This is a genomic window from Kushneria aurantia DSM 21353, assembly GCF_000382245.1.
Lineage (GTDB): Bacteria > Pseudomonadota > Gammaproteobacteria > Pseudomonadales > Halomonadaceae > Kushneria > Kushneria aurantia.
Map to the genome: position 1 here is coordinate 181,873 of NZ_KB907864.1, position 14,235 is coordinate 196,107.

At 64.1% G+C, this 14,235-nt stretch carries 12 protein-coding genes; 7 read left to right on the forward strand and 5 right to left on the reverse strand.

What is annotated here, in order from left to right; translation table 11 throughout:
- Positions 1 to 42: 42 nt before the first annotated feature.
- Positions 43 to 2,079, reverse strand: a complete 2,037-nt coding sequence (locus H146_RS0103810; RefSeq protein ID WP_019950529.1) for a CocE/NonD family hydrolase — start codon at positions 2,077 to 2,079, stop codon at positions 43 to 45.
- Positions 2,080 to 2,105: 26 nt separating this feature from the next.
- Complete coding sequence (locus H146_RS0103815) at positions 2,106 to 3,407, reverse strand: ATP-grasp domain-containing protein (protein WP_019950530.1); 1,302 nt, start codon at positions 3,405 to 3,407, stop codon at positions 2,106 to 2,108.
- A 409-nt stretch (positions 3,408 to 3,816) separates the two neighbouring features.
- Here H146_RS0103815 and H146_RS0103820 point away from each other — a divergent pair, with 409 nt between their 5' ends.
- The 5 genes from H146_RS0103820 to H146_RS0103840 all read left to right on the forward strand — a co-directional run bounded on the left by H146_RS0103820 (position 3,817) and on the right by H146_RS0103840 (position 8,416).
- Positions 3,817 to 4,650, forward strand: a complete 834-nt coding sequence (locus H146_RS0103820) for a transporter substrate-binding domain-containing protein (RefSeq protein WP_019950531.1) — start codon at positions 3,817 to 3,819, stop codon at positions 4,648 to 4,650.
- A gap of 11 nt (positions 4,651 to 4,661) precedes the next feature.
- Positions 4,662 to 5,333, forward strand: coding sequence for an amino acid ABC transporter permease (locus H146_RS0103825; RefSeq protein ID WP_019950532.1), 672 nt, complete (start codon positions 4,662 to 4,664; stop codon positions 5,331 to 5,333).
- Entirely contained in the window at positions 5,330 to 5,986 is a 657-nt protein-coding gene (locus tag H146_RS0103830) for an amino acid ABC transporter permease (protein ID WP_019950533.1), read from the forward strand. Before H146_RS0103825 ends, H146_RS0103830 begins: the two co-directional genes overlap by 4 nt.
- On the forward strand, positions 5,967 to 6,695 hold the full coding sequence (locus H146_RS0103835; protein WP_019950534.1) for an amino acid ABC transporter ATP-binding protein: 729 nt from the start codon (positions 5,967 to 5,969) through the stop codon (positions 6,693 to 6,695). Before H146_RS0103830 ends, H146_RS0103835 begins: the two co-directional genes overlap by 20 nt.
- A 134-nt stretch (positions 6,696 to 6,829) precedes the next feature.
- Positions 6,830 to 8,416, forward strand: a complete 1,587-nt coding sequence (locus H146_RS0103840; RefSeq protein ID WP_019950535.1) for an L-lactate permease — start codon at positions 6,830 to 6,832, stop codon at positions 8,414 to 8,416.
- A gap of 9 nt (positions 8,417 to 8,425) precedes the next feature.
- Here H146_RS0103840 and puuE read toward each other — a convergent pair whose 3' ends face one another.
- From puuE to H146_RS0103855, 3 genes are read right to left on the reverse strand one after another with little or no spacing between them, the layout of a single operon-like run.
- Positions 8,426 to 9,364, reverse strand: a complete 939-nt coding sequence (puuE, locus tag H146_RS0103845; protein ID WP_019950536.1) for an allantoinase PuuE — start codon at positions 9,362 to 9,364, stop codon at positions 8,426 to 8,428.
- Positions 9,364 to 10,110: an aspartate/glutamate racemase family protein gene (locus H146_RS0103850; protein WP_019950537.1), complete on the reverse strand. Its 747-nt coding sequence runs from the start codon at positions 10,108 to 10,110 to the stop codon at positions 9,364 to 9,366. Before H146_RS0103850 ends, puuE begins: the two co-directional genes overlap by 1 nt.
- Positions 10,107 to 10,829, reverse strand: a complete 723-nt coding sequence (locus tag H146_RS0103855) for a GntR family transcriptional regulator (protein WP_019950538.1) — start codon at positions 10,827 to 10,829, stop codon at positions 10,107 to 10,109. The genes H146_RS0103850 and H146_RS0103855 overlap by 4 nt, the downstream gene beginning before the upstream one ends.
- A gap of 413 nt (positions 10,830 to 11,242) precedes the next feature.
- On the opposite strand from H146_RS0103855, the gene H146_RS0103860 reads away from it, so the two are divergent.
- Both H146_RS0103860 and H146_RS0103865 read left to right on the forward strand, forming a co-directional pair.
- A complete protein-coding gene (locus H146_RS0103860; protein WP_019950539.1) occupies positions 11,243 to 12,709 on the forward strand; it encodes an NCS1 family nucleobase:cation symporter-1 in 1,467 nt (488 codons plus the stop codon).
- Positions 12,710 to 13,025: 316 nt separating this feature from the next.
- On the forward strand, positions 13,026 to 14,231 hold the full coding sequence (locus tag H146_RS0103865) for an MFS transporter (protein WP_019950540.1): 1,206 nt from the start codon (positions 13,026 to 13,028) through the stop codon (positions 14,229 to 14,231).
- The last annotated feature ends 4 nt before the right edge of the window (positions 14,232 to 14,235 follow it).

The following is a 14,235-nucleotide window of genomic DNA, read 5'->3' on the forward strand; positions in this document are numbered from 1 at the left end:
GCCATCCTTCAATATGAGCGGTGGTCTCAGAGGGTCAAATTTTTAAACCAGATCCCGCGGTATGACCTCGTCCCAGTTGCGGGAAAAGACCCGCGTCTCGCCCTCCCAGGCATCCAGCGTGGCCCGGATACGAAAATCGGTGGGCGTCGAGGTCAGGCGTGTGTGGGTCACCGTGCGCACCCGCCAGTCGCCGCGGCGGAATTCGCGCTCCCAGTCGGTGATGCCCTCGACGCTGTCGTAGCTGCCGAAGGTGTAACGGTAGCGCTCGCGCACCCGGCCGGCGATCTCGAGGTCGATATCATCGAAGCGGTAGCGCCCCTCGTCGTTGATCACTTCCAGCTCGTTGACGTCGGAGGCGAGGTCGCGAATAACGCGCCACGCCTCGCTGCCGGGTTCGAGCGTGGTGGTCGCCAGCCCGGGCGCCGACTGCGGCGGGCCGAACTCGGGCAGTGCCGCTTCCTCCTGTGGCCGTGGTTCGCGCACCGGCAGCTGCAGGCGACACTCGCAGGGGTAGAGCGTCAATCGTGCCGGCTCCGGCGCCGGCCAGGCGAGCGGCCAGTAGCTGGTGGAGATCGATACCCGTATGGCGTGACCGGCGGGAAACTGCTGGGCGATGTGCTTGAGCGGCACCTGTACATGATAGCGTCGGCCCGGCTCCAGCGGCTCGGGGTGTTCGTGGCTGTTGCGGTGGGTGAGGTTGAGCACGCCCCAGGAGACGCGGGTCGCCTTGTCGTCCTCATGGATATCGCTCAGCCGCACCGCCACCATGGCCACCGGCCTGTCGGCGGAGAGCGCCAGCTCCAGCAGCGGTTCGCCGCAGATCTCCAGCGGCGTTTCCAGCAGCGGCGTCTGGAAGACCAGTGCGCCGCCGTCCTCTTCGCGCTGGTCGTGGGGCAGATCGGGCGGGGCGTTGTAGGAGCACCACTTGCCCGAATGCAGCCCTACCGACAGCGGCGAGCGTATCGTGTGCGGCGTGTCGTCGAGGGTCATGGTCTCGGCGAGCGTTTCGGTGAGCAGATCGTGGCCGGCGGTGAGCCGCCAGCTCTGGCGCTCGATGTTGGCCGAGGGCCAGTCGGGCTCCGCGACCCAGCGCCCGGGACGGTTGTCGTAGCGGGTCGAGGGGGGCGAGGCCCCCTGCATCCAGACCCGCAGCATGGGTTCGTCCATGATGCCGGTGTCGCTGCCCTTGAGCCACTGGTCCCACCAGCGCAGCGACTCCTGCAGAAAGCCGATCGCCGGCCCCGGCACGCCCAGGTGCGGGTACTTGTGCGCCCAGGGGCCGATCAGCCCCTTGCGCGGTACTTCGAGCCCTGCCATCAGGCGAAAGACGGCGTTGCAGTAGCCGTCGGCCCAGCCGCTGATGGCGTAGACCGGGCAGCGGATGGCGCTGAAGTCCTCGCACACCGAGCCGTGCTTCCAGAAGTCGTCGCGGCGCTGGTGGCGCAGCCAGTTCTCCAGCCACAGGCCGCTGCCGTCCAGCCGCTGGTGCCACATCTCGCGCCAGCGTTCGCCCACCAGCGCCGGGTCGGGCGGGCAGGCGTTGCCGTCGAACATGGTCGACGCCCAGGAGAGGTTGTCGACCAGCAGGCAGCCGCCCATGTGGTGCACGTCGTCGGCGTAGCGATCATCGGTGGAGCAGATAGTGATAACCGCCTTGAGCTGTGGCGGTTGCAGAGCGGCGATCTGCAGGCCGTTGAAACCGCCCCAGGAGATGCCCACCATGCCGACGCTGCCGTTGCACCACGGCTGGCGTTCGAGCCACTCGAGGATGGCGACGCCGTCGTCGAGCTCCAGCTGCAGGTATTCATCCTTCAGTACACCGTCGGATTCGCCGGTGCCGCGAATATCCACCCGCACCCCGGCGTAGCCGTGCCCCGCCCAATAGCGGTGCATGCCGGCATCACGCTGGGCGGTGAGGTCGCGCTTGCGATACGGCAGGTACTCGAGAATGGCCGGTACCGGAGCACCTTCGGCCCCCTCGGGACGCCAGATACGGGCGGCCAGTCGGCAGCCATCGGGTAACTCGATCCAGGTCTCCTCTTCGAAGACCTGGTGGGGGAAACGATCGACAATTTCCATGCGGTTCTTCCTGGCAGCGATATGGTTCAACCGACCACATCGGAAAACTCGAAAACGAGCCGATCGGCGAGCTGCCGGTAGTTCTCTTCCAGCTGCTCACTGCTGTCGGCGCCCATCCAGATATAGGCCAGCGCGAAGCTGTAGCTGTCCTGCTCGGGCAGCTCGGAGAGGCGCTGACCGGGTTCGACCTGCACGTCGATCACGGTGCCGGGAAACTCCCGGGTCAGTGCTTCCAGCTCCTGCGTCTCCGGCACGCGGGTGACGGTGGCGTCGTCGAAGAATACCCGATAGAAGAACTTGCCGGCGACGGCGAATTTACCTTCGCGGTGCGGCATGTCGGGGGATTGGCCCAGCGCCAGGTCGACCGTCACCTGCTGGTGGCTGACGCCGTCGACCTTTTCGAAGATATCGCAGTGCGACTGCGAGATACGGGTATTGACCTCCAGCAGCCAGACGCGATTTTGCACCTCGTCCCAGAAGAATTCGACGTTGAAGGCGGCGTTGTCATAGCCGATGTGGCGCATCAGGGTGGTCGTCAGCTCGCACATCCGGGTTTGAATGTTTTCAGGCAGTCGCGAAGGGTAGTGGTAGCAGAGAAAGCTGAGCACCCGCGGATAGCGCAGCGAGTCGACGATGCCGTAGGGGTTGACCCGGCCTTCATGCACATAGCCCTCCACCGTGCACTGCCAGCCGCCGATGATCTCCTCGGCCATGCAGAAGCCGCCGTCTACCGCGCGCACCTCGGGAGGGATGTCGGCCTGGTCGAGTATGAAGTTGAAGGGCTCGGAGATCAGGCCGATCTCCTCGCGCAGCTGGGCGATGGCACTGGCGAAGTCCTCGGGGCTGTCGATACGAAAACCGAGCCGCGAACCGGAGGACTTGATCGGCTTGACGAAAAACGGGAAGTAGAGCCCCGACTGGCCGATGTGGGCCAGGGCGTCGTCATCGAAGGGGTCAAAGGCGGTGAAACGCGGGATGTAGTTGCCGATCACTTCACGCTGTACCAGCCGGCTCCAGTACTTGTGCTCGCACTTGAGCAGGCTTTCGAGGCTGGTCGTACGGGTGCCGAAGCGGTCACACAGCAGTGGCAGCATGGTCGAGACGGGAAAGTCCATGTAGCCGACGATGGCATCGATGCTGCCATCGAACTCCTCCAGCGTCTTGCCGGCACGCTTCACCATGTCTTCTATGGGAAAGACCTCGGTGTCATAGACCTCGGCGGGCTCGATCACGCCGTGGAAGTGATAGTCTTCGGCGCCTCTCAATCCACTCAGTCGGGCGCGGTTAAAATCGTTGAGTCCCACCACGAAGATGTTTTGCTTATCCATATTTTTCTCGCTTTGGCTGTCATGGAAGTCGTCACCAGCGGATCGGCGCTTCGCAAGGAGCGCGTCATGGTGACCGAACCGACACTGTTACAGCCTGGTCGCTTTTCGGATGTTTTGTGTGGTTTTTGGACTTTTGGAGGGGGTTGGCAGCAGGTGCCAATGGCGATGAGCCAGAGTGGTGCATTTTCTTTGAGCGCTGCCCGCTTTGGGTGCGTTGAGATAGGGTTTTGTGCCGTCATAAGGCCGCCACGATCGCCAATGTGACGCAGCAAGCGCTCAAAGTGACCGAAAGCGGTGCGTTGGCACGACGATTGCAGGCTGTTTAATAAGTGTTTCAGTGGCCGATAAAAAAATACCTTCGTTTCACTGAGCGCGCTCTGCGTCCGCTATCCATTTGGAGTCTCTATCCATGACAAGCCTGTTGCACAGTGCCCGCCGCCTGCTGGTCGCTGCCCTGAGTACGACGCTGCTGGCCGCCGCCATGGTGGCGCCCGCAGCGGCGGCCGATCTCGCCACCATTCAGGAGCGCGGTACCCTGCGCGTCGCCGTACCCCAGGATTTTCCCCCTTTCGGCTCGGTAGGCACCGATCTTCAGCCGCAGGGCTATGACATCGACACCGCCCATTATCTGGCCGACAGCATGCAGCTCGATCTGGAGCTGGTGCCGGTGACCAGCGCCAACCGTATTCCCTTTTTGACCACCGACAAGGTGGACCTGGTGATCTCCAGTCTCGGCAAGAACCCCGAGCGGGCGCAGGCGATCGACTTCTCGGACAAATATGCCCCCTTCTTTTTCGGCGTGTTCCGCGATGCCAAAGCGTCGGATCAGGACAGCATCGACAGCCTTGCCGAGCTCTCCGGCCATACTGTCGGTGTGACCCGCGGGGCACTGGAAGATATCCGCCTCAGCGAGGTGGCGCCCGAGGGCACCACGATCCGGCGTTTCGAGGATAACGCCACGACCATCTCGGCCTTTCTTTCCGGTCAGGTGGAGCTGATCGCGACCGGCAACCCGGTGGCAGCGCAGATCGCCTCCCGCGACGCCTCCCGCGAGCCGGTGCTGGCGGTCAAGCTGGAGGACTCGCCCTGCTACATCGGTCTCGCCAAGGGCAATCCCGAGCTGATGGCACGGGTCAATGAATTGATCGCCCAGGGCATGGCCGACGGCACCTTCGAGGCGCTCTCCGAGAAGTGGTTCCACGCGCCGCTGCCCGACGGCTTCGCTGCCGGCGAACAGGGCTGAGCCAGGCGATTATGACGCTCGACTTTTCCACCCTGCTGCCCTATACCGACGAGCTCGTGATGGGGCTGCTGGTGACTGTCATGATTACCGTCGCGGCGACGCTTCTGGGTATCGCCGCGGCCTGCGCGCTGGTCTGGTTCAAGCTCAACGGCGCGACGCCGCTGCGCGTAATGATCCAGACCTATATCGAGCTGTTGCGCAACACGCCCTTTATCGTGCAGCTCTTTTTCATCTTTTTCGGCCTGCCGGCGCTGGGGGTAACGCTGGCGGCCTGGCAGGCAGCATTGATTGCCATGACGCTCAATCTGGCCGCCTATTCGACCGAAATTCTGCGCGCCGGGGTCGAGGCGATCCCGCGTGGCCAGTTCGAGGCGGCGCGGGTGCTGGGGCTGTCGCGGCGCCAGACCTGGCGCCATGTGGTGCTGGTACCGGCCATGCGCAACATCTATCCGGCGCTGACCAACCAGTGCATCATCGTCATGCTGGGCTCGGCGGTGATCTCGCAGATCTCGGTCAACGATCTGACCTGGGTGGCCAACTTCATCGCCTCGCGCAACTTCCGTAACTTCGAGGCCTATCTGGTCGTCACCCTGATCTATCTGGCGCTGGCGGTCGGTATGCGCCAGCTGTTTCGGCTGGCCGGCTGGTACTGGCTCGGTGGCCGTCAGGGGAGGGCGCTGTGACCGATTTCACACTGTGGGATATCGTGCGCAATCTGCTGCTGGCGATGCGCTGGACGGTGGCGCTATCGCTGATCGCCTTCGCTGGCGGCGGCCTGGTGGGGCTGGCGCTGACCGTTCTGCGGCTGTCGCCGGCGGCCTGGGTGCGGCGGCTGGTGGCGCTCTATATCGAGCTGTTTCAGGGCACGCCGCTGCTGATGCAACTCTTTCTGGCCTATTTCGGAGTGGCGGCGCTGGGGGTGGATATCTCGGCCTGGACGGCCGCCACCATCGCGCTGGTGCTGTTTACCAGCGCCTTTCTGTGCGACATCTGGCACGGCTGCGTGCGCGCCATTCCCGTCGGTCAGTGGCAGGCGGCGCGGGTGCTGGGCCTTGACCGGCTGCGCACCCTGCGCCATGTGGTGCTGCCGCAGGCGCTGCGCATCGCCATTGCGCCGACGGTGGGGTTTTCGGTGCAGGTCATCAAGGGCACTGCGCTGGCCTCGGTGATCGGCTTCGCCGAGCTGACCCGTACCGGCACCATGCTCAACAACGCCACCTTCCAGCCCTTCACCATCTTCGCTTTTGTGGCGCTGGGCTACTTCCTGCTGTGCTATCCGCTGTCGCTCTACGCTCGCTATCTGGAGAAACGTCTCAATGTCGCTGGTTCGCGTTGATGCCCTGCACAAATCCTTTGGCAATAACGAGGTGCTCAAGGGGATCGATCTCTCCATCGAGGCCGGTGAGGTGGTGTCGATCATCGGCCGCAGCGGCTCGGGCAAGAGTACCCTGCTGCGCTGTCTCAATCAGCTCGAAAGCCATGACAGCGGAGTGATCGAGATCAATGGCCGTACCCTGGATGCCACCACCATGACGCCGGCGCGCCTCAGCGAGGAGGTCGGTATGGTGTTTCAGAACTTCAATCTCTTCCCCCACAAGACGGTGGGCGAGAACGTTATGCTGGCGCCCATGGTGGTGCGCGGCGAGCGCGAGCGCGATGCCGCCCGGCGGGCGCGCAAGGAGCTGGAGCGGGTCGGGCTGGCGGAGAAGTTCGACGCCTGGCCCGAGCAGCTCTCCGGCGGTCAGCAGCAGCGGGTAGCGATCGCCCGCGCGCTGGCGCTGTCGCCGCGGGTGCTGCTGTGCGACGAGATCACCTCGGCGCTCGACCCCGAACTGGTCGGCGACGTGCTGCGGGTACTGGAGCAGCTGGCAAGCGAGGGCATGACGCTGATTCTGGTCACCCACGAGATGGGTTTCGCCCGCGACGTGGGCAACCGGGTGGTGTTCATGCACCAGGGGCGCATCCATGAACAGGGCGATGCCAAAACGCTGCTGAGTGAACCGCAGACGCCGGAGCTTCAGCAGTTCATTTCGGCGGTGCTGTAGGCCCGGTGCCGCCGCATTTGATCCTCAGGTGGCGTATCGCGAATGCGACATGGCCGCGCAGGACTCGCTCGACGGCACCTTCTCCGCGACAGGATTGTATAATGACAGCATGAACCGGCATCGGAGTTGTTGTCATGATGGAGCTTGCCGCCGCCTGTACACCTCTGGTTCTGCTGATCTTCCTGATGGGCAAAAAAAACAGCATGGCCTCCAGCCGCGCCCTGCCGCTGTGTGCCATGCTGGCCTATCTGCTGGCACTGGCCGTATTCGACCGCGATGCCAACGCGGTGAATGCCACGGTCGTCAGCGGCCTGTTGATGGCTCTGACGCCGCTCTCTATCGTGGCCGGGGCCATTTTCATGTTTCGTACCATGGAGGTCACCGGTGCACTGACCACCATCAGAGGCGCGCTCAACGGCATCAGCCATAATCCGATCGCCCAGCTGATGATTGTCGGCTGGGCGTTCGCCTTTCTGATCGAAGGCGCCAGCGGTTTTGGAACGCCTGCCGCCATTGCGGCGCCCGTGCTGGTCGGGCTGGGCTTTCCGGCGCTGCGGGTGGCGACCTTCTGTCTGATCATGAACACGATCCCGGTAACCTTTGGCGCCGTGGGTACGCCGATCTGGTTCGGCTTCTCCGTGCTGGATCTCTCTCCCGCTGCGCTGCGCGATATCGCCTGGCAGTCGGCGCTGATCAATGCCACTGCCGCGCCCCTGGTGGTAGTGGCGGGTCTGGCGATGGTGGTGCGATGGCGGGAGATCGTCGATAACCTCGTTTTTATCCTGCTTGCAACCTTCTCCTGTACGCTGCCCTATGTGGCGATCAGTTTTTACAGTGTCGAGTTTCCCTCCCTCATCGGCGGTCTGGTGGGGCTTTCGCTGACGCTTTTGTTGGCGCGCCGCGGCGTGGGGCTGGCCCGCGTGGCACAGCCGCAGGCGCCTGCGAACGCGCCGGGTTCAGGCCGGGCGCTTTTGAAGGCGACCTTTCCGCTATGGGGTACGGTGCTGATCCTGGTGGTGACCCGCATTCCGGCGCTGGGCCTGAAACCGCTGTTGCAGCTCGATACGCCCGCCCTGCAGCTGCCGCTGGGTCAACTGGGGGAGCTGACGGTCAGCGCCGGGCTGGTCGTGGGGTTGAACGAGGTGTTTCGTACCGACATCGGCTGGCATCACAGCATCCTGTACGTGCCCGCTCTGCTGCCCTTTGTGCTGGTGGGGCTTTTGACGCTGGGCGGGTTCCATCGGGCAGGCGCCGCGCGCGACGTCGGTCGGTACACTCTGGTCAGTATCCGCGCGCCGTTTTTCGCGCTGATGGGGGCACTGGTGTTTGTCAATCTGATGATGCTGGGCGACGAGGCGTCGCCGGTCGCCCTGATCGGTTACCAGCTTGCGCGGTTGAGCGGTGAATACTGGACGGTGTTCGCGCCGCTGCTCGGTGCGCTGGGGTCGTTTTTCTCCGGCTCGGCGACCATCTCCAATCTGACCTTTTCCGCCATTCAGTTCTCGATCGCTGAACAGTCCGGTCTTTCGACAAGCGGGACGCTGGCCCTGCAGGGCGTCGGGGCGGCCATGGGAAACATGATCTGTATCAACAATATCGTTGCGGTGACCGCCATCCTTGGCCTTCAACGACAGGATGGCGTCATTTTGAAACGTACCGCACTGGTCATGTTGCTCTATGCGGCCGTCGCCGGTGCGATGGGGCTTTTGATGTCGGCGTGAATTCTCTCTTCACTGCCCCGGCGCGTGGTGTTCGTGCCAGTGGCGGGCGATGTCCACCCGCCGGGTCACCCACACCCGGTCGTGGGCCTCGATGTGGTCGAGAAAGCGCTGCAGGGCGCGAAAGCGGCCGGGGCGGCCGATCAGACGGCAGTGCAGGCCAATGGAGAGCATTTTCGGCGCCTCGGCACCTTCTTCGTAGAGCACGTCGAAGGCATCGCGCAGGTAGGTGAAAAACTGCTCGGCGCTGTTGAAGCCCTGGGGGGCAGCGAAGCGCATGTCGTTGGTTTCAAGCGTGTAGGGCACCACCAGGTGGTCGCGCTCGGCGCCCTCGGCATTTTTGACTTTCGTCCAGAAGGGCAGGTCGTCGCCGTAGTAGTCCGAGTCGTAGAGAAAATGGCCCTGCTCGCCGACCAGCGCGCGGGTATTGGGGCTGTCGCGGCCGGTGTACCAGCCCAGCGGCAGCTCGCCGGTCAGCTCACGGTGCAGCTCGATGGCGCGCGCCATCATGGTGCGCTCCTGGTCGATCGGCATCTCCTGGTAGTGAATCCAGCGCAGGCCGTGGCAGGCGATCTCGTGATTTGCCTCGCGGAAGGCGGCGACTACCTCGGGGTGGCGTGCCATCGCCATGGTGACGCCGAAAACCGTCAGCGGCAGGTTGCGCCGCTCGAACTCCCTGAGCACCCGCCATACGCCGGCGCGGGAGCCGTACTCATAGAGCGATTCGAGGCTCATGTGACGATCGCGATAGGCGTCGGCGCCGATAATGTCGGAGAGGAAGGTCTCGCTGTGGGCGTCGCCGTGCAGTACGCACATCTCGCCGCCCTCTTCGTAGTTGAGTACGAACTGCACCGCGACGCGGGCGCCACCGGGCCATTGCGGGTCGGGCGGGTGTGCGCCGTAGCCGCGCAGGTCGCGGGGGTAGCCGCCGAGGTAGAGATCGTCTGTCATCATGTGCTCCGGGAAAGATGTTCGAAGGCGCCGCGCACCGGTTTGCTCAGCGGTGCGGCGCGGTCGCCGCTGGCCGAGGCGCGCAGCCCGGTGGCGCTGACGGCTTCCAGTAATGCCACACCGGCGCCGACGCCGTCTATCACCGGCAGGCCGAGCGCGTCGGTGAGCCGCTCGGTCAGCTCGCTCATGCCGGCGCAGCCCAGCAGTATGGCGTCGCTGCCGTCTTCTGCCAGGGCTTCACGACAGGCCTCGAGCAGGCGCTCGAATACTGCCTGCTCGCCGGACTCGAACGCCGCCACCGGCAGCTCGCAGGCGTGCAGGCCGGCGCAGTGGCCGGCGCGGCCGTACTCGTGCAAGAGCCGCTCGGCGATCGGCAGGGTGCGCGCCAGGGTGGTCACCACCGAAAAACGTCGTGCCACCATGGTCGCCATCTGCATGCCCGCCTCGGCGACGCCCATCACCGGTACCGGCGAGACCTCCCGCGCGGCGGCCAGTCCCGGATCGCCGAAGCAGGCGATCAGGTAGCCGTCGACGTGCTGCTCGCCGCGCTCCATTTCGATCAGCTGCTCCAGCATGCCGGGCACGGCCAGCGCCTCGTCGAAATGACCTTCGAGGCTGGCCGGGCCATGGCGCGAGGTGCGCATGATGATTTCGCCGCGCGATACGCGCCGCGCGCCGGCGGCGATGCCCTCGCTCATGGCACTGCTGGTATTGGGGTTGATAACACAGATGACCGGGCTGTTCATGAGACGCTGCGTCCGCGGTGGTGACCAAAAAGATTTTCGAAGTCGGGCAGGGCGTCGCCGTCGGCGTCGAAGTCGAGCCCCGCTTCGATGTCGTGTAGGTGGTGGCGCATCCAGTGGCGTGCGGCGTCGCTGTCGCCGGCGCGCAGCAGTGCCACCAGTTCAGGGTGTTCGCAGGTGCAGCCGGTCTGGCCGCGGCCGTAGATGGCGATGATCAGGGAGCTGCGCGACAAAAGCTGCGACAGCGTATCCGACAGCGACTCATTGCCGGCAATCGCCATCAGGCGGCTGTGAAAGCGCGCCGAGAGGCGAATGGCGCGTTCGCGTTCGGCGCTTTGCTCCTCGCGGGCGATCTGTTCGAGATCTTCGAGATCGCTCCCATTAATGCGCTTCATGACCTCGCCCAGCAGCGCATCCTCGAGAATCACCCGAGCGTTGAAGACATCGCGCGCCTCGCCCGGGCCGGGGCTGGCGATACGCGCGCCGCGATGGCTTTTCAGGGTGACCAGCTGCTCCAGTGCCAACCGCTGCAGCACGCGGCGGATGGTGGTGCGGCTGACGCCGAAGGCGCTGGCCAGCGCGTCCTCCGGCAGGCGTGCGCCGGGCACGAGGCGATGTTCGACGATCGCCTCCCAGAGCGCCTGGTAGATGGCTTCATCGCTGCGAGCCGATGGGTCGCTGCCGCGTCCGGCCAGCAGATGAAACTGACGGGTACCGTTCATGAGACTCCCTCTCTGGCTTACTCGTCCGAGCCTTTTTTGTATACAAGCACGTTTCATGCCATATGGCATCGACGCGCCACCAGACGCCCTCGGGCGAAGTGGGAGAGCGCAATTCGGCAGCTCTTTTGTATACAAAATAATATCAAATTAGTGCACGCAAAAGCCTCTGTGCTCCACTTTGGTGCGCTGTGCAGCGGTGGCAGGAGCAGCGGAAACGGCTTTGCCGGCCTGCCGCTCGGTATCAGCAGCCATTAAAAAACGCCGTATAACAGGCTGCTGCCACGTCCTGACAATTTTTTCGCCCGCCGTTGTGTCGTTCTGGCACGAAGATTGTATACGAGTAGGGTGGATGATTTCCGCTAACCCGTCCGGCGCAAAGCGATCGGCGACACGACAATTATCAGGAGTCGTACATGAACGATATCAGACCCGACGAGCAGCAGCCCGCTGCGCCTGACCCGAATCTATACAATGAAGATCTGGCGCCGGCCAAACAGAACTGGAACGCCTATAACATCTTCGCCTTCTGGATGGCGGACGTACACAGCGTGGGGGGCTATGTGTTTGCGGCCAGTCTGTTCAGCCTCGGGCTGGTGGGCTGGCAGGTGCTGGTGTCGCTGGTGGCCGGCATCATGATCGTGCAGCTGTTCGCCAATCTGATGGCGCGTCCCAGTCAGCGCGCCGGGGTGCCCTTCCCGGTGGTATGCCGCATGGCCTTCGGTACCAAAGGAGCCAATGTGCCGGCGGTCATTCGCGGGCTGATCGCGGTGGTATGGTACGGTATCCAGACATGGCTGGCTTCCAACGCCCTGATGCTGGTGCTGCTGCGCTGGATTCCGTCGCTCGAACCGCTGACCACCAGCTACTTTCTGGGTCTGTCGACGCTGGGCTGGCTCTGTTTCGCGCTGATGTGGGTCATGCAGGCGCTGGTGTTCTGGCGCGGCATGGATACCATCCGCCGCTTCAACGACTGGGCCGGGCCGATGGTCTATGCGGTGATGTTCCTGCTCGCCGGCTGGGTCGTGTGGCGTGTCGGCCCGAGCAATGTGGGCCTGTCGCTGTCCGAAAACTCGCTCTCCGGCGGCGAAGTGCTGTGGCAGATGATCGTGGCGGCAGTGCTGGTAGCGGCCTATTTCGCCGGCCCGACCCTCAACTTCGGTGACTTCTCGCGCTACTGCAAGACCGATAAGTCGGTACGCAGCGGTAACTTCTGGGGCCTGCCGGTCAACTTCCTGGTCTTTTCGATCATCACCGTCATTGTGGTATCGGGTACTCCGCAGCTGTTCGGCGAGATGATCACTGACCCGATGGAGACGGTATCGCGCCTTGACAGCATCACCGCTGCCGTTCTGGGTATCTTCGTGCTGGTCGCGGCGACCATCGGCATCAACATCGTCGCCAACTTCGTGGCGCCGGCGTTCGACTTCGCTCACGTCGCACCGACGAAAATCAGCTGGCGCATGGGCGGCATGATCGCCGCAGTGGGCTCGATTTTCCTGACGCCCTGGAACCTGTTCAACAACCCCGAACTGATCCACTACACAGTGGGCGTGCTGGCGGCGCTGATCGGTCCGCTCTACGGCATCATTCTGATCGACTACTATCGCCTGCAGCATCAGAAGATCGATCTGGATGCGCTGTTCTCCGCCGAGTCCGGCAGCACCTATCACTACCAGAAAGGCGTCAACCCGATCGCGATTCGTTCGCTGATCATCGCCGGCCTGTTCAGCATTCCCATCAGCCTTTTCGTGCCGGGTGATCTGAGCAGCTTCGCTCTCTTCATCGGCGGTGGCGTTGCGGCCGTCGCTCACGGCTGGCAGTCCGGCCTGTGGCGCAGTGGCGCGCGCAGCGCGACTGCCCAGGCGCGCAATCAGGCCTAGGCCTGAACCTGAGCCGGCAGCGATGCCGGCGCTGCCCGGCGGCTTTCGTCAGGCGGTACACCGGGTGTCCTCTGTGGGCGCCCGGTTTTTTTATTAGCGCCTCGCCGGTAAATCCTGGACTTTAGTCGTAGAAAGCGGCCGTCTATAATGAGGCTCGTTGGGTGGTGACCGGCCTGCTCGCCCGGAAGCGTTAAAGGCTCGGGCATGGGCCATCCGACAGACAGCATGTTACTTGCACAGCACGGGCAGTCTTGCGGCCTGAACGCCGGCGAGGCTGCCCGTGTATCCGTACGTCACTGGCAGAGCGAGTCCCGCCATGTCCCTTGCACTCATCGCCCTGGCCGTTGCCGCCTTCGGCATCGGCACGACCGAATTTGTCATCATGGGGCTACAGTCCGCTGTCATGGCAGATCTCGATATCTCCGCGCTACAGGCAGGGCTGTTGGTATCGGGCTATGCCATGGGCGTGGTGATCGGTGGGCCGATCCTGGCGGTCATTTCGGCACGCATGCCGCGCAAGGCCACACTACTGGGGCTGATGAGCCTCTTCCTGATCGGCAATGTGGCCTGCGCGCTGGCGCCCGGTTACGCCACCCTGATGATGGCGCGGGTGCTGACATCGCTCTCCCACGGCGCCTTTTTCGGCATCGGCGCGGTGACCGCGGCCAGCATGGTAGTGCCGGAAAAGCGCGGCCAGGCGATCTCGATGATGTTTGCCGGGCTGACGCTGGCCAACGTACTGGGCGTGCCGATGGGTACCTTCATCGGCCAGTTGCTGGGCTGGCGCTGGACCTTCTGGGCGGTAGTGGCGATCGGCGGCGTGGCGCTGGTGGCGCTGGCGCGCTGGATACCGAGCCATCTGCCGCGCAGTGAGGGGCGGGTCATGGGCGAGTTCGTGGCGCTGAAGAGCCGCACGGTACTGATGGCGATGCTGTGTAGCGTACTGGCCTCCGCCAGCCTGTTCGCTGTCTATACCTATATCGAGCCGATGCTGACCGAGGTGACCGGCATTGCCAGTACCATGGTCGCCTGGGCGCTGTTGCTGTTCGGCGTCGGCCTGACTGCCGGCAGCCTCGTCGGCGGTCGGCTCTCCGGCGGCCGGCTGATGCCGCCTACCATCGGCCTGATGCTGATGGTCATCGCGATTCTGGTGATCTTCGGTTTCACCCTCGCGACGCCGATCATGGCGCTGATTACGCTATTTCTGTGGGGTGTGGTGGCCTTTGCGCTGGTGCCGATCCTGCAGCTTCTGATCGTCGACCAGGCGGTGGAGGCGCCCAACCTGGCCTCGACGCTCAATCAGAGCGCCTTCAACCTGGGTAACGCTATCGGTGCCTGGCTGGGTGGGGTGGCGCTGCAGGGCACCCTCACCATCGCGCAGCTGCCCTGGCTGGGGGCGGCGGTCATGGTGGTGGGACTGTTTGCCGCGCTGGTGACCCGAAGCGTACTGGGACGTCGCCTGCGCCGTCTCGATGCCGAACAGCAGCAGCGCGAGGTGGCCAGCAGCGCTGCGGTGCAGTGAGACT

Excerpts from the sequence above, each read along its gene's own strand:
- H146_RS0103855 (WP_019950538.1), bottom strand. The coding sequence starts at position 10,829 with ATGAACGGTACCCGTCAGTTTCATCTGCTGGCCGGACGCGGCAGCGAC.
- H146_RS0103810 (WP_019950529.1), bottom strand. The coding sequence starts at position 2,079 with ATGGAAATTGTCGATCGTTTCCCCCACCAGGTCTTCGAAGAGGAGACC.
- H146_RS0103865 (WP_019950540.1), top strand. The coding sequence starts at position 13,026 with ATGTCCCTTGCACTCATCGCCCTGGCCGTTGCCGCCTTCGGCATCGGC.
- H146_RS0103850 (WP_019950537.1), bottom strand. The coding sequence starts at position 10,110 with ATGAACAGCCCGGTCATCTGTGTTATCAACCCCAATACCAGCAGTGCC.
- H146_RS0103815 (WP_019950530.1), bottom strand. The coding sequence starts at position 3,407 with ATGGATAAGCAAAACATCTTCGTGGTGGGACTCAACGATTTTAACCGC.
- H146_RS0103825 (WP_019950532.1), top strand. The coding sequence starts at position 4,662 with ATGACGCTCGACTTTTCCACCCTGCTGCCCTATACCGACGAGCTCGTG.
- puuE (WP_019950536.1), bottom strand. The coding sequence starts at position 9,364 with ATGACAGACGATCTCTACCTCGGCGGCTACCCCCGCGACCTGCGCGGC.
- H146_RS0103820 (WP_019950531.1), top strand. The coding sequence starts at position 3,817 with ATGACAAGCCTGTTGCACAGTGCCCGCCGCCTGCTGGTCGCTGCCCTG.
- H146_RS0103860 (WP_019950539.1), top strand. The coding sequence starts at position 11,243 with ATGAACGATATCAGACCCGACGAGCAGCAGCCCGCTGCGCCTGACCCG.
- H146_RS0103835 (WP_019950534.1), top strand. The coding sequence starts at position 5,967 with ATGTCGCTGGTTCGCGTTGATGCCCTGCACAAATCCTTTGGCAATAAC.
- H146_RS0103840 (WP_019950535.1), top strand. The coding sequence starts at position 6,830 with ATGATGGAGCTTGCCGCCGCCTGTACACCTCTGGTTCTGCTGATCTTC.